The organism is Rothia mucilaginosa (genome assembly GCF_964211445.1).
In the GTDB taxonomy this organism is placed as follows: Bacteria; Actinomycetota; Actinomycetes; order Actinomycetales; family Micrococcaceae; genus Rothia; species Rothia mucilaginosa_E.
On record NZ_CAXOQT010000002.1, the window covers coordinates 1 to 15,295 of the forward strand.

13 protein-coding genes are annotated in these 15,295 nt (G+C 60.7%); 11 read left to right on the forward strand and 2 right to left on the reverse strand.

Translation table 11 applies throughout. The features are described 5' to 3' along the window. Positions 1–89: 89 nt before the first annotated feature. Both AB8E48_RS00610 and AB8E48_RS00615 read right to left on the reverse strand, forming a co-directional pair. Positions 90–716: an isochorismatase family protein gene (locus AB8E48_RS00610; RefSeq protein WP_368885405.1), complete on the reverse strand. Its 627-nt coding sequence runs from the start codon at positions 714–716 to the stop codon at positions 90–92. A gap of 74 nt (positions 717–790) precedes the next feature. Further along, on the reverse strand, positions 791–2,089 hold the full coding sequence (locus AB8E48_RS00615; protein ID WP_315551183.1) for a nicotinate phosphoribosyltransferase: 1,299 nt from the start codon (positions 2,087–2,089) through the stop codon (positions 791–793). A gap of 250 nt (positions 2,090–2,339) precedes the next feature. On the opposite strand from AB8E48_RS00615, the gene clpS reads away from it, so the two are divergent. From clpS to AB8E48_RS00670, 11 genes are all read left to right on the forward strand, one after another. Further along, positions 2,340–2,660: an ATP-dependent Clp protease adapter ClpS gene (clpS, locus tag AB8E48_RS00620; protein ID WP_005507825.1), complete on the forward strand. Its 321-nt coding sequence runs from the start codon at positions 2,340–2,342 to the stop codon at positions 2,658–2,660. Beyond that, complete coding sequence (locus AB8E48_RS00625) at positions 2,660–3,292, forward strand: DUF2017 domain-containing protein (protein ID WP_368885406.1); 633 nt, start codon at positions 2,660–2,662, stop codon at positions 3,290–3,292. Before clpS ends, AB8E48_RS00625 begins: the two co-directional genes overlap by 1 nt. Before the next feature lie 154 nt (positions 3,293–3,446). Next, entirely contained in the window at positions 3,447–4,502 is a 1,056-nt protein-coding gene (gene murI, locus AB8E48_RS00630; protein ID WP_368885407.1) for a glutamate racemase, read from the forward strand. After that, positions 4,493–5,386: an MBL fold metallo-hydrolase gene (locus AB8E48_RS00635; protein WP_368885408.1), complete on the forward strand. Its 894-nt coding sequence runs from the start codon at positions 4,493–4,495 to the stop codon at positions 5,384–5,386. The genes murI and AB8E48_RS00635 overlap by 10 nt, the downstream gene beginning before the upstream one ends. 108 nt (positions 5,387–5,494) lie before the next feature. Continuing rightward, positions 5,495–6,229, forward strand: coding sequence for a ribonuclease PH (rph, locus tag AB8E48_RS00640; RefSeq protein ID WP_368885409.1), 735 nt, complete (start codon positions 5,495–5,497; stop codon positions 6,227–6,229). 52 nt (positions 6,230–6,281) lie between these two features. After that, positions 6,282–6,938 (forward strand): non-canonical purine NTP pyrophosphatase, encoded by a 657-nt coding sequence (locus AB8E48_RS00645; protein ID WP_368885410.1) that lies wholly within the window; start codon positions 6,282–6,284, stop codon positions 6,936–6,938. A gap of 327 nt (positions 6,939–7,265) precedes the next feature. Continuing rightward, positions 7,266–8,495: a peptidase E gene (locus AB8E48_RS00650; RefSeq protein WP_368885411.1), complete on the forward strand. Its 1,230-nt coding sequence runs from the start codon at positions 7,266–7,268 to the stop codon at positions 8,493–8,495. 303 nt (positions 8,496–8,798) lie between these two features. Beyond that, positions 8,799–10,901 carry a type IIA DNA topoisomerase subunit B gene (locus tag AB8E48_RS00655; protein WP_368885412.1) on the forward strand — a complete coding sequence of 701 codons (2,103 nt, stop codon included), beginning with the start codon at positions 8,799–8,801 and terminating at the stop codon, positions 10,899–10,901. A 481-nt stretch (positions 10,902–11,382) separates the two neighbouring features. Then, a complete protein-coding gene (locus AB8E48_RS00660) occupies positions 11,383–12,954 on the forward strand; it encodes a cytochrome ubiquinol oxidase subunit I (RefSeq protein WP_368885413.1) in 1,572 nt (523 codons plus the stop codon). A gap of 21 nt (positions 12,955–12,975) precedes the next feature. Continuing rightward, entirely contained in the window at positions 12,976–14,046 is a 1,071-nt protein-coding gene (gene cydB / locus AB8E48_RS00665; RefSeq protein WP_296546323.1) for a cytochrome d ubiquinol oxidase subunit II, read from the forward strand. Between the two features lie 217 nt (positions 14,047–14,263). After that, entirely contained in the window at positions 14,264–15,202 is a 939-nt protein-coding gene (locus AB8E48_RS00670; RefSeq protein ID WP_368885414.1) for a multidrug transporter, read from the forward strand. Positions 15,203–15,295: the final 93 nt, after the last annotated feature.

Consider the following 15,295-nt stretch of genomic DNA (forward strand, 5'->3'; position numbering starts at 1 on the left):
TACTATCCCAGGCTCCCCGCCTCTGTATATTCAGTGCCCGGTATTCAGTGCCCGCCTAGATGGCGAGTCACCGGCAGAGCTGGTGGAGGTTAGAGAACCTCAACCACCTCAACGCCCTCATTTTCAAGTTCGGCAACCACGTCGTCGAGCTTGTCCTCGTGCACGGGCGCGGTCAGGTCAAGCAGCACGCGAGTCTCGTAGCCTGCATCGACCGCATCGCGAGCGGTTGCCGACACGCAATAATCGGTGGCGATACCGACAACATCGACGAACTCGATACCGCGCTCATCCAGCCACTCCGACAGGGGAGTCTGCGGGCCGTCCTCGGATGCATCCGCACCAGGCTCGTGCTCGCCGGTTGCGACCTCATCCTCAGGGGCGAGAAGACCCTCAAAACCCGAGTAGGCTGCTTCGAAGCGGCCCTTGCGGAAGTACGCCTCAATGTAGTCGGTGTCCAGGTTCTCGTGAATCTGCGCACCTTCGCTCTTGGCGACGCAGTGCACCGGCCAGGAGTCAACGTAGTCGGGGGTGTCAGAGAAGTGCGAGCCTGGATCGATATGCCAGTCCTGGGTGGCGACAATCGCGTCGTAGCGGTGGTGGTTGTTCTCCACGTATTCGCTAATCAGCGCGGCAACGTCCGCACCGCGCTCGGTGGCGAGGGCGCCGCCGGCGCAGAAATCGTTCTGCACGTCAACAATAATCAGTGCCTTAGACATGTCTGTCCTTTACAAGTAGGAATGAGTTTTCACTCTGATTCGCCAGGTGAAAAACAGTATCTCAGAAGGGTGGTTTAGATGAATTCGGTCGGAATGATCGGCTCACCCTCCGAGAGGCGGTGGGCAGCTTCGGGAAGCTCAGCCAGGGATGCTGCGTGGCGGGCGGTTGCGCGGCGCACGCCTTCCTCACCGGTGAAGCCGGGGAGTAGCTCGCCGTTGCGGACGAAGTCCACCATGAGCGGGCGGGTGTCTTCGAGCAGGTTCGGATCCTCGTGGGTGCCCAGAACCTCGGCGGTCGCAATGCCCATGCCGTTGAGGCGGCGGGCCGCACGCTTGGCGCCACCGATGGACGCCTTGCCAGCAGACGCCTTAGCGACCGGCTGCATTTCACCGGCAGAGTTCTCACGCTCAACAACCTTGTACACCATGGAGGAAGTCGGCGCGCCGGAACCGGTGACAAGCTTGGTGCCCACGCCGTAGGAGTCCACGGGTGCTGCCGCCAGGGATGCGATGGCGTACTCGTCCAGGTCGCTGGTGACGGTGATCTTGGTGTGGGTGTTGCCGAGCGAGTCGAGCAGTTCACGCACACGTGCCGCGGTGGCGACCAGGTCGCCGGAGTCCAGGCGCACGCCGCCAAGCTCTTCGCCCGCGAGTTCCACGCCGAGGCGGACCGCCTCGTCCACGTTGTAGGTGTCGACGAGCAGGGTGGTGCGGGCGCCGAGGGAACGCAGCTGAGCCTCGAAGGCTTCACGCTCGCTGTCGTGCAGCAGGGTGAAGGCGTGGGCACTGGTGCCGATGGTGTGCAGGCCGTAGCGCAGACCAGCCTCCAGGTTGGAGGTACCCGCGAAGCCCGCAATCACGGCGGCGCGTGCAGCGGAGACTGCGGCGCGTTCGTGGGCGCGGCGCGAACCCATTTCGAGGCAGGGGCGGTTGCCAGCGGCGGCGCTCATGCGGGAGGCGGCGCTCGCCACGGCGGAGTCAAAGTTCAGGATGGACAGCAGGTAGGTTTCGAGGACGCATGCCTCGGCGAAGGTTCCTTCGACCTGCATGACGGGGGAGTGGGGGAAGAATGCTTCGCCTTCTGCGTAGCCGCGGATGTTGCCGCTGAAGGTGAAGGATTCGAGGTAGGAGAGGGTTTCTTTGTTGACGATGTTGCGGGAGGAGAGGAAGGAGAGTTCTTCGTCGTTGAATCGGAAGTTAGCGAGGCCTTCGAGGAATCGGCCGGTGCCTGCGAGGACGCCGTAGCGGCGGCCTGCGGGCAGGCGGCGGGTGAAGACTTCGAAGGTGCACTTACGGTTGGCTGCGCCGGAGGCGAGTGCCGCCTGGAGCATGGTCAGTTCGTAGTGGTCGGTGAGAAGGGAGGTAGTAGCCATGTGTTTATTGTAGTGGGGGATTAGGGTATTTTTCCTATTAAGTCGGCGTGTCAATCAATACATAAAGTATTCTTGACTCTAAGTGTTGTAGTATGACAAATTACCAGCACTCTGTGCGGGAACAACGCATGATAAACACCGCCGCAACGCAGGATGAACACCGCAGTAGCGCAGGACGAACACAGGGGTCACACAGGCGCAACACATACCCGCCCGTATAATCAAAGGGAACCGGCCGCAAAGGAAACCAATGAACACTACCGCCGTGACCCTCTCCACCGGAACCCTCGAGGACACCGACCTCGACACCGCACTGGAGAACATCCTCGCCACAGACACCCCCTGGAAAGTCATCGTCTGGAACGACCCCGTCAACCTCATGACCTACGTGTCCTACGTCTTCCGCAGTCACTTCGGCTACTCCCGCGCCCGCGCCGAGGAGCTCATGTTGCAGGTGCACAATAACGGCAAGGCAATCGTCTTCACCGGCTCACGCGAAGACGCCGAAAAACACACCCAGGCAATGCACGCCTGGGGTCTGCTGGCAACCTTCGAGAAAGTAGAAAACTAATGGCGCGACCCTTCCGCCGCACCCCCGGAGGCTACACCGCCTCCTTCGAACCCGCCGAACGCGACCTGATCCGTGAACTCGCCGAAGACGTGCGCGCGCTGCTGCGACCGGCAGATACCACTGCCGACGGCGGCACCGTCGACCCGCTGGAGGCGCTGGTCGGCATCACTGAAAACCCCACCATCCCCGCCGATAGCGCCGTGGCGCGCCTGCTGCCCGCCGCAAGCAGCGACGACGAGGCCGCCACCGAGTACCGCCGCTACACCGAACGCGACCTGCGCGAAACCAAACGCGCGAACCTCGCCATGCTCGCCTTCGACATTGAGTCGAGCGACCTGCGCCTGAACGAGGAGCACGCCCGCGCCTGGGCTGCCGCGCTCGGCGATATTCGACTGGTGCTCGCAGACCGCCTCTACATTGTGGATGAAGACACCGCCGAAGATATTGCGGCGTTCACCGACCCCTCCGAAATCGAAACCCAGGAAGAGTACATGGCTGTGGTGTACAACTTCGTCTCCTGGGTTCAGGACTCGCTCATGCTCGCCATGCTCGACGGCCTGGACGATGAAGAAGGCGAAGAGCCCGGCGGAGCACCTGGCGGGGTATCAGGCGGGGCAGACGAGCAAGAATAGAACGAATTTTTCGAATTACCCCTCAAACTACCGTCATATACAACCACATAATGGTGGTTCTCGACTCATCTAACCGCCGAACGAACTAAAAGGGTAACCTTAGCGAGTTAGCATAGAACGTGGTACCCGACCGATAACGAAGTGTAGGTGACACATGAGTGACAGCATCGACGCAACAAATCCCTACCGTGCCCGCACCCCCTGGGGAAGCCCCGCGCCCGTAGGCCCCACCGCCGCGGCACCCATCGGCGTCTTCGACTCCGGCGTCGGCGGACTCACCGTGGCACGCGCCATCATGGACCAGCTGCCTCACGAACGCATCATCTACGTCGGCGACACCGCCCACGGCCCCTACGGCCCCCTCAAGATCGCAGAAGTACGCGCCAACGCGCTACGCATCATGGACGAACTCGTCGACTCCGGTGTGAAAATGCTCGTCATCGCCTGCAACACCGCCTCCGCAGCGGTGCTCCGCGACGCCCGCGAACGCTACACCCGCCAGTACGGCATCCCCGTCATCGAGGTGATTCAGCCCGCCGCCCGCCGCGCGCTCGCCGCAACCCGCAACCGCAAGATCGGCGTGATTGCGACCGAGGCGACCGTCACCTCCCGCGCCTACGAGGACACTTTCGCGATCACCCCGAACCTTGAGGTGTACTCGGTGGCGTGCCCGCGCTTCGTGGAGTTCGTGGAGAAGGGCATTACCTCCGGCCCCGAACTGCTGGAGACCGCCCGCGAGTACCTGCAGCCGCTCAAGGATGCCGGCGTGGACACCCTCGTGCTCGGTTGTACCCACTACCCGCTGCTGACCGGCGTGATTTCCTACATTATGGGTGAGGACGTCACCCTGGTTTCTTCCGCGGATGAGACCGCGAAGGACGTGTACCGCGAACTGCTCAACCACGCCATTGAAAGCCCGGTCCCCGAGGCAAACCCGCACCACGAATTCCTCGCCACCGGCGAATCTGAGACCTTCTCGCACCTGGCGCGCCGCTTCCTTGGCCCCGAGGTCACCAACGTTCGCCACACCAGCTCCGTGGCGGAACGCTACCCGACCGGCTCGCTTGCCGCCATCACCCCCGAAATGCTCGCGGCGCACCGCAACATTAACCTCGGTGATGACGAGGCAGAATCCGACCAGGCAGCGGATGCCACCGCAGGCACTGAATTTTCCGGCACCACCACTAAGGACGACCCCTCATGCGTCTAACCGTTATCGGCTGCACGGGCTCCTTCCCGGGCCCCGTCTCACCGGCTAGTTGCTACATGCTCACCGCCACGGACTTCGCGGGTCGAACCTGGCGCATCATTATGGACATGGGCAACGGCTCCCTCGGCATGCTCCAGCGCCATATTGATCTGAGTGATATCGACGCGATTCTGATTTCGCACCTGCACCCGGACCACTGCATCGACCTGTCCGGTCTGCACGTGGCGGTCAAGTGGGATCCGCGCGGTTGGCCCAAGGGCCGTATTCCGCTGTACGGTCCCGCCGCGATTAACGAGTACCTTTCGGCGACTCACGGCCTGGACCCTGATCCGGGTATGAGCACCGAGTTTGAGTACCACACCTGGACCGAGGGTGAGCCTGTGCAGATTGGCCCGTTCCGAGTGGAGCCGTTCCGTGTGGTGCACCCCTCGAAGGACCCGTACGCGCTACGTATTACTTGCAACGACCGCGAGGGTCACACGATTTTCGCGTACTCGGGTGATACCGACCTGTGCGAGGGTCTGATTAAGGCTGCTCGCGGTGCCGACCTGTTCCTCTGCGAGGCAGCCTACCAGGAGGGCCGCGACGATGTCCTGCGTGGCATTCACCTGACCGGTAAGCGTGCCGGTGAGGCGGCGCAGGAGGCGGGCGTGCGTAACCTGTTGCTGACCCATCTGCCCGTGTGGAACGACCCGGACATTGCCCGCGCCGAGGCGCGTAGCGCGTTCTCCGGCCCCGTGGGTGTTGCAGAGATGGCGGCAAGCTACCGCATCTACCCGCGCCCGACGCCGGCTCACCCGGTGACCTCCACCCTGAACGTGGTGGAGGTGCTCGACCCGCCGCTGAACACCGCGATTGCGCTCCCTAAACCGGAGCTGGACTAGGCCAAGACCCTGCTGGACTAGCTCAAATAGCCTTCAGCCCCACCAGCGTTAACAATCACAGACGTAACAGACAGACACAGATCTCGCAGAGAGACATAAGGAGAACCCATGACTGTAACCCGCGAAGACGGCCGCGCCCTCAACGAACTGCGCCCCATCACCATTACCCGCGGCTGGTCCCGCAACGCCGAGGGTTCCGCCCTCATCGAGTTCGGCAACACCCGCGTGCTGTGCACCGCATCCTTCACCGAGGGTGTGCCGCGCTGGCTCAAGGGCGAGGGCAAGGGCTGGGTGACCGCCGAGTACGCGATGCTGCCGCGCGCCACCAATACCCGTTCTTCTCGCGAGTCGCTGAAGGGCCGCGTGGGTGGCCGCACCCACGAGATTTCCCGTCTGATTGGTCGCTCCCTGCGCGCGGTCATCAACATGGAGGAGCTGGGCGAGAACACCATCGTGCTCGACTGCGACGTTCTGCAGGCTGACGGCGGTACCCGCACCGCGTCGATTACCGGCGCGTACGTGGCGCTGGCTGACGCTATCACCTGGGCGAAGGAGCAGAAGATTATCTCCGCTAAGGCGAACCCGCTGATTGATTCGGTGTCCGCAATTTCGGTGGGCATTATTGACGGCACCCCCATGCTTGACCTGCCCTACACCGAGGACGTTCGCGCCGAGACTGACATGAACGTGGTCGTCACCGGCAGCGGCAAGTTCGTGGAGGTTCAGGGCACCGCCGAGGGTGCACCCTTCGACCGCGACGAGCTCAACAGCCTGCTCGACCTGGCGCTGGAGGGCACCGCTGAGCTGGCTCAGATTCAGCGTGAGGCGCTGAAGAACGACTAACCCGCACGGCGCCCCACCCCACGCCGTGTGCACCTGCTGCAAAGGAGAAACTATGGCAGACGCAAAGATTGTTCTGGCAAGCCACAATAAGGGCAAGCTCAAGGAGCTGCGCGAGATTCTGCGCGGCCACATTGACGGCCTGGACGTTGACACCCAGGTCGTGGATGCGGCCAGCGTGAACGCACCCGACGTTCCCGAGACCGGCGTGACCTTCGCTGAGAACTCCCTGCTGAAGGCTCGTGCGGTTGCTCAGGCAACCGGCCTGATTGCTATTGCTGACGACTCGGGTCTGTCGGTGGATGTGCTCGGTGGTGCTCCCGGCATCTTCTCGGCACGCTGGGCGGGCCACCACGGCGACGATACCGCCAACCTGAACCTGCTGTTGGCTCAGCTGAGCGATATTGCCCCCGAGCACCGCGGCGCGAAGTTCTGCTGTGCCGCATCGGTGGCATCTCCGGACGGTTTCGAAGCGGTTGAGTACGGCGAGCTACCCGGCGAGCTGCTGACCGCGCCGGCGGGGGAGGGCGGCTTCGGCTACGACCCGATTCTTCGCCCCGTGGAGCTCAACGGCGAGAACGCCCTGTACGAGGGCCAGTACGCGGGCAAGTCCTGCGCGGAGATTCCCGCCGAGATTAAGAACTCGATTAGCCACCGCGCGCGTGCTTTTGAGGCGCTAATCCCGCAGATTGCTGCGGCGCTGGCTGCCTAAAACTGTTGCTGGGGAGCTGTCGCTTGCTCGCTTTACCGAGTTGTAGGTATCTGCAGGGTGTCTGCCCGGTGAGGGGTGCGTGCGATTTATTCGTACACCGCCGCTAAAATCCCCCACCCAGATGCCAATTAAAGGCACAATAGGTAAAGAAGCTTTACCTCAGGGTTAGTGACACCAAAGACTCGTCTGTTGAAGGTACCTTCGGCAGACGAGTTTTGTCGTTGAACAGCACTTCACTGCGGGCCACTTACCGCTTACCCGCCCGTCGTTGACTGCCACCTGTCACTGACCCCGGTAGAAAACCCTGCCGCGAAAGAGAACGCACCGATGTTCATCCTTCTTCTGCTGATGGCACTAGCCCTTGCCGCCGGATGCTGGTCCTACTCCTACGTGTGGCGCGGTCTGAATCGCCGCGTGATTGCCGCCGTCAAGGTGGTGGACCCGATGATTACTCTTGGCCCGTACGTCATGGTGGCGTGGGCTGCGCTGATGGGTGTGATTGCCACGAACTTGTGGGCGACCGGCACCCTCCAGCTGGTGCTGAGCGTGGTGTTGTGGGTGATTGTTGCCGGTACTCTCGGTTGGGCTGGTTTCTGGCTCCTGATGCACTGCCTGGGCGGTCAGACTCCCGGCAAACGCCCGATGTGGTGGCGTGAGGCGGTCGCCGCGAAGTTCGCCTGGCGCAACCTCTCGCGCATGCCCGCCTACCTGGGTGCTCGCACCAGCATCCTTCCGGTCGAGAACCCGCACCTGACCAAGCCGTACTCGGGTTCGTGGACTCGCCCGCTGGGTGCGACCATGCCGGGATATAGCTCCAACGGTGAGTTTATTGAGGGCTTTGACGAGTTCGGTCGCAAGATGCCGCGCCTCTACCCGGTGGGCCCCGAGCCGACCATCTTTGAGATGGCACGCTGGGGTAAATCGGTGAGCTCCGATCAGCTGCTGACGACTTTCCTGCCGACTGCGCCTTTTGAACGTTTGCGCCTGCCCGGCACCATTACCGGTCCCTTCACCTTTGCGGGGGAGGTGCCGCACGGTGCGGTAACGAAGTGGCCTCGCCGCAGTGGCGCGAACCGCGCCTTCGGGTCCTACGCGCGTCTGGGTGAAATCACCGAACGTAAGGTTGAGCTGCTGGTTGACCACCGCATCATTGCGGCACTGCAGACCACTCGTGAAAGCTACGAACGCCGCCACAGTTGGATGCTCGCTTTCACCGACATCGCAGACGGCGACTTCACGATGGACGCCGACGAGAACGGCAACCTGCGCATCACCTTCGGCATGGTTACCGAGGGCTACGAGACCCCGTGGGTCTTCACCAGCACCCTGAAAGATAGCGCCCGCCTGCGCCGCAAGGTGCACCATGCCATGAGGGAACGCCGTGTGCTCAAGCAGAGTAGCGGCGAGCTGATGGACTGGTACTTCGTGCCGAAGCTCAGCGAATTCCCGCACGGCCCGGTCACGAATGAGCTCCCCGAAGAGTTCTATTTCAAGTCCAATATCATGGTCACGAACCGTCACGAGAGCTCTTCGCGCGCCTCGGGTGATGCGCACTAGGGGAGTGCCTCAGCTGTGAGGCGCCCAGACTGGATACCTCAAAAACGCACCCTAAAAATTCAGATACCCGTGCACCGGCTGCTACTCCATAGAGGAGTGGCAGCCGGTGCTTTTCTGCTGTTGCATCCTCTCGGCAGAGCCGAATGACGGTACAGACAGAAGCGGGCAACAAGCCACGATAGAATAGAAACTTAGAGCACCATGAGCGCAAGCCGGGGCGTTTCTTTCTCCCCTCCGCGAGCTTGCCGCGCTAAACACACAGTCATCACTTGCACACAGTCATCACTTGCCGAAAGGATTCCCGTGGCGTCTTCGAACTACACCGCCCGTCACCTCTCCGTGCTGGAAGGTCTGGAAGCTGTACGCAAACGCCCGGGCATGTACATCGGCTCCACCGACTCCCGCGGCCTGATGCACTGCCTCTGGGAGATTATTGACAACTCGGTGGATGAGGCGCTCGCCGGTTTCGGCCAGTCTATCCAGGTGATTCTGTACCGTGACGGTTCGGTTGAGGTGCGCGATGATGGCCGCGGTATCCCGACCGATATTGAGCCGCGCACCGGTCTGTCCGGTGTGGAGGTTGTGTTCACTAAGCTGCACGCCGGCGGTAAGTTCGGCGGCGGCTCCTACAACGCCTCCGGTGGTCTGCACGGTGTGGGTGCTTCCGTGGTGAACGCGCTGTCGTCTCGCCTGGATGTGCAGGTGGATCGCGGTTCGAAGACCTACCAGATGTCCTTCCGCCACGGCATTCCCGGCCACTTTGAGTCCGGCCGCACCCCCAAGCCCGATGATCCGTTCACTCCCGCAACCGAGGGCACTGACGCCCTGCAGATTGTGGGCAAGGCGAAGCGCGGCGTGACCGGCACCCGTGTGCGTTACTGGGCTGACCCGCAGATTTTCACCCCCGACGCCAAGTTCAGCTACGAGGACTTGGCTGCTCGTGCGCGCCAGACCGCGTTCCTTATTCCGGGTCTGCGTATTTGCATCCGCGATGAGCGCCGCCTGCCCGGCACCCCCGGCGAGCTGGAGCCCCACGAGGAAGTTTTCCAGTACGACGGCGGCATTAGCGAGTTCGTCGATTTCTTGGCGCACGATGAGCGCATTACCGACACCTGGCGTTTTAGCGGTAGCGGCTCTTTCACTGAGACCGTGCCGGTGCTGGGCGAGGACGGCCGCTCGCAGCTGACCGATGTGGAGCGCGATTGCGAGGTTGACGTTGCGCTACGCTGGGGTATTGGCTACGAGACGACGGTCCGTAGCTTCGTGAACATTATTGCCACCCCCAAGGGCGGCACCCACACGACCGGTTTTGAACAGGGCCTGCTACGCGTGATGCGCAAGCACCTTGCCGATAACGCCCGCAAGTACAAGGTGGGTAACGACAAGATTGAGAAGGACGACGTTCTCGCCGGCTTGACCGCCGTGCTGACCGTGCGTCTTGCCGAGCCGCAGTTTGAGGGCCAGACCAAGGAGATTCTGGGCACCCCGGCAGTTCGTCAGATTGTGTCGAAGGTCGTGGGTGATGCGCTGAAGGCTCGCCTGGAGTCGACCGCGCGTGCTGAGAAGGCTCAGGCGACCGCCCTGTGCGAGAAGGTCGTCTCTGAGATGAAGACCCGCGTTTCGGCGCGCATCCATAAGGAAACTCAGCGCCGTAAGACCGCGCTGGAGTCTTCGTCCATGCCCACTAAGCTGGTGGATTGCCGTTCGACCAATGTTGAGCACTCCGAACTGTTCATTGTGGAGGGTGACTCGGCGCTGGGTACTGCGCGTCTGGCGCGTTCCTCCTCGTACCAGGCTCTGCTGCCGATTCGCGGTAAGATCCTGAACACTCAGCGCGCTTCGGTGACCGATGTACTCGCGAACGCCGAGTGCGCTGCGCTGATTCAGGTGATTGGCGCCGGCTCGGGTCGCACCTTTGATCTGGAGTCTGCCCGCTACGGCAAGGTCATCATGATGACCGATGCTGACGTTGACGGCGCGCACATCCGCACCCTGCTGCTGACCCTGTTCTACCGTTACATGCGCCCGCTGATTGAGGCGGGTCGCGTGTATGCTGCGGTTCCGCCTCTGCATCGTGTGGAGGTGGTGCGCCGCGGTAAGCCGAACGAGATGGTGTACACCTACTCCGAGAAGCAGCTGCACGAGCTGCTGGACTCCCTGCAGGAGCAGGGCGTGACCTATAAGGAACCGATTCAGCGTTACAAGGGTCTGGGTGAGATGGACGCCGACCAGCTGGCTGAGACCACGATGGATCCGCGTCACCGCATGTTGCGCCGTATTCGCATTGAGGATGCCGAGGCTGCCGAGCGCGCCTTCTCGCTACTGATGGGTTCTGAGGTGGCTCCGCGTAAGGAGTTCATCATTGCCGGTGCGCATCAGTTGGATACCGAGAACATCGATATGTAACCTGCGGGGGAGTGTGTGACTGGCGTGTCATAATCCAGGAATTTTGTGTGAGAATAGTCACGTTGATTCTCTGAAATCCGCGTAAAATCAGCATAAATCATGCAAATTTAAGCCTTAAGTATTACTTGAGGTGCCTGTCATATTCCGAGAATGTGTCATCAAAAATCTGCATAAACTGCATAAAACTGCAAAGTTTTACCGTGGTTCTGAAAGCGCCTCTCAGACCCACACAGCCCCTCCGTGTTCCAACCCTCAAACCACCCCCGCCCCGGGGGATAACGTTCGAGGTACCTTTAGCGAAACGTCAAACAATAAACGTCCATACTATGCACAGCGTACTCACAGCTCCTCGGGAAAACCCTGTACCTTAGAAGCATGAGAGACACTGTGTCAGTAACTCTCGTATGCCCTCCATCGATGGCGGACTACCCGAAATCTGGCACAAACACACATTAAGTACACACATAGTAAGGACCTATCAATGGATCCCCTTGATTTTGGTAGGTGGCAGTTCGGTATTACCACCGTCTACCACTTCTTCATGGTTCCGCTGACTCTGGGTCTGGGCCTTGTTGTGACCTACCTGTACATTTGCTACGTTCGTACCAAGAAGGACGAATACAAGCGCATGACGAAGTTCTGGGGCAAGCTGTACCTCATTAACTTCGCAATGGGTGTGGCCACCGGTCTGGTTCAGGAATTCCAGTTCGGCATGGCGTGGAGTGAATACTCCCGCTTCGTTGGCGACGTCTTCGGCGCTCCGCTGGCAATGGAAGGCCTCTTCGCCTTCTTCGTTGAGTCGACCTTCCTGGGTCTGTGGATTTTCGGTTGGGACCGCCTCAAGCCTGCTGTACACGCATTCTCGCTGTTCATGGCAGTTCTCGGCTCCTGGATTTCTGCATTCTTCATTCTGGTTGCAAACTCCTGGATGCAGCACCCCGTCGGTGCAGAAATGATTGACGGTCGTCCCCGCATGACCGACATTGGCGCAGTGCTGATGAACCCCCTCGCATGGGTGACCTTCTCTCACGTCATCACCGCATCCATTCAGGTCGCCGGTGGCTTCCTGGTCGGTATTGCCTGGTACAAGCTGTGGCGTCGCCGCAAGGACGGCATCGACAAGGTCGTTGACGGCAAGGTCGTCGTTGGTGAGTCCGACAAGGGCGCACGAGACAAGAAGGACTTCCAGGTTTGGCTCAAGTCCCTGCGCCTGGGCGCAGTCGTTGGTCTCCTCGCGTTCGCAGGTGTTGGTGCATCCGGTCACCTGCAGGCACAGATGATGATTCACGAGCAGCCCATGAAGATGGCTGCTGCAGAAGCTGCGTGCCACGACGGCACCTCCTTCTCCGTTCTGACCGTCGGCGAGCTCGGCGCTCAGAGCTGTGACAAGATCACCCCCATCATCGAGGTTCCCGGCGTGCTGTCCTTCCTGGCTCACGACAACTTCGACACCCCGGTGAAGGGTATTCAGACCCTGCTGCCCGAGTACGAAGCTAAGTTCGGCACCAACCTGCCCAACAACCCGCTCTACGGCGAGCGTGCAGGTCAGAAGATTGACTACCTGCCCTCCCTCGAGGTCTCCTACTGGGGCTTCCGCGGCATGATTGGTCTGGGTGCAGTCGTACTGCCCCTCTACCTCTACGCACTGTGGGTAACCCGTAAGAAGGGCGTTGGCACCGTTCCCGAGTCCAAGCTGCTCAAGAACGTTGCTGTCTGGTCCATCATGGCTCCCTTCTTCGCAATCGCACTGGGCTGGATCTTCACCGAAATGGGCCGCCAGCCCTTCGTTGTGGCTCCGAACCTTCAGGGTGACCCCTCGATTCACCTGTTCACCGCAGCAGCTATCTCCCCGGGTGTTTCTGGTGAAGAAATCCTCTTCTCCCTGCTCACCCTGGGTCTGCTCTACGGTGTGCTGATGGTGGTTGAGGTTTACCTGCTCATCAAGTACGTCAAGGCCGGTGTGGTGGCAGCAATGCCCGAGCTGGTTCAGTCGCACCACGAGGACGAGTCCAACGACAAGTCCAAGCGCGATGTGCTGGAGTTCGCCTACTAGGCGGGTAAGGATTGATTCACCATGAACTTTGATTTCAATATCTTTGCCGGTCAGCCTGGCCTGCCCACCCTCTGGTTTGTAGCCATTGGCGTCTTCCTCATCATGTACATGATTCTCGACGGTTTCGATCTGGGTGTCGGTATGCTGATGGGTTCCAAGTTCAGCAAGAACGAGAAGGAACGTCGTCTGCTGCTGAACATCATCGGCCCCGTCTGGGACGGCAACGAGGTGTGGCTTGTGTCCGGCGGTGCTGCTATCTTCGCAGCATTCCCCATCTGGTACGCAGCCCTCTTCTCGGCTCTGTACATCCCCCTGACCCTCGCGCTGGTCTTCCTGATTCTGCGCGTGGTCGCAATTGAATACCGCGGTAAGAAGAACGACGAGAAGTGGATCCGTAACTGGAACATCGCTCTGTCCGTCTCCTCCTTCGGTATTGCACTGCTCGTCGGTGCTCTGCTGGGCCTGACCTCCATGGGTCTGCCCATCAACGACAACGGTGACCGCGTCGGCGGCGCCTTCGCTTGGGTCTCCCTGCCGGTTCTGCTCGGCGGTCTGGGCTTCGTTGGCTTCTCCCTGGTTCAGGGTCTTGCCTTCATCGCTCTGAAGACCGACGGCGATATCCGTGACCGTGCCCGCAACACCCTGGTACGCTGGGCTCCCGTCCTGCTGCTGCCGATCGTTGCATGGGTTCTGGCACTGGACTTCACCACCGGTAACGGTATCTCCTGGCTATGCACCATCCTGGCTGTGGTTGCTGTTCTGATTGCTTGGATCTCCGCAAAGGGTGGCCGTGAGGGTCGCGCTTTCGCAGGTCTGTCCGTGTTCCTCGCATTCGGTGCGCTGGCAATCTTCACCGCAATGTACCCGAACGTTCTGCCCTCCACCCTGGACCCGGCATACTCGCTCACCATTGCGAATGCATCCAGCTCCGAGTACACCCTGGGCGTTATGACCTTTGTGACCTGCCTTGGTCTGCCGGTCGTGTTCGTCTACCAGGCATGGACCTACTGGGTCTTCCGTAAGCGTCTGCACGTGGATCACATCCCCGAAGCACACGACGCTACCGAACTGGCTGAACTGCCGACCAAGTAGCCTGTAGCTGATTGAAGAATCCCCCGGATTTCTCTTCTGAGAAGTTCGGGGGATTTTTCTATGTCCCCAGAGGATATTCCCGCAGAGGATGCAGCTTGCGGCAGGCGAGTGGGCGCGCAAAAATTTTTGGTGCACACCCCCCCCGAAATTCGGGCGTGACAGGGAGTAAAAGGTGTAATGTGGTGTACAACTCACTCTCACGATAAGGAGTTTGACGATGAAGTCCCCCAACCGCCGCACCGGAGCTACTTCTCGCACTGGCATGAGCCGCCGCCTGCTCACCACGGGTGCCCTGCTGGCCATCGGCGTGCTCCCGCTGAGCGCATGCTCGCTCTTCAACCCGCCGCTGGAACGTGACGAAAGCGTCCACGCCATCTTCGACGCGGAGCAGGACATCGTGAAGATGCCCCTGGACGATTACCTCTACTACGAGCTGGGCACTCATTACGAATACACGGCCATTCAGATTGCCATGAAGCAGTGCTACGCCGAACACGGGCAGACTTACACCGACCCCGACCAAGCTCCCCAATCTGAAAGCGCGCCGCGTGGCGATTTGGGCCGAATGTACGGCCCCTGGAACGTCGAGTACGCCAAGAAGTACGGTTTTCAGAAGCGAGACCCCAACGCCAAAGCTCCCATCTCCGTCACCCCAGGGGCAAGCCTCAGCCCCGAGGAGAGGCTCATCATCGAATGTGATGACAAGGTCCGCGAGACCCTGGACGCCGCGGTGCCCGAAGGCAAGAGGCCCGAGAATGATGTGCAGTCCACATACAGTCGTATCTCCACCGAGGCGGTCAATGCCGTTTACGGTAGCAAACTGCACCGCGAGCTCGAAGAGAAGTGGAAGCAGTGCGTCTCAAACCGGGGGCTCACCCCCAATAAGGCAGGGTCGGTAGCCGAGGAATCCCCGCTGGCTGAGGAAGATAGCAAGAGCGGGGGAACGAATGCGCCAGCCTCCGAAGAGGAAATTCGCATCGCCACCATCATGGCAGAATGCAACCAACAGGTCGGCATGAGCCAGCAGCTCTACGACTTGGAAGCCCAGTACCAGATGCCGCTCATCCGCAAGTACCAGTCGCAGCTTGAGCAGGACCGCAAGGCAGAACGTGAACGTGACGAGAAGTTCAAACAGTACGTTCTGGAGCACCAGTAAACCGGGGCGCTTAAAGACAGCGCACCGAAAGACGGCGCTAAGAAATAGGCAGCGCAGAGAAATAGACAGCGCTGACACAGTTTAGAAAGACAC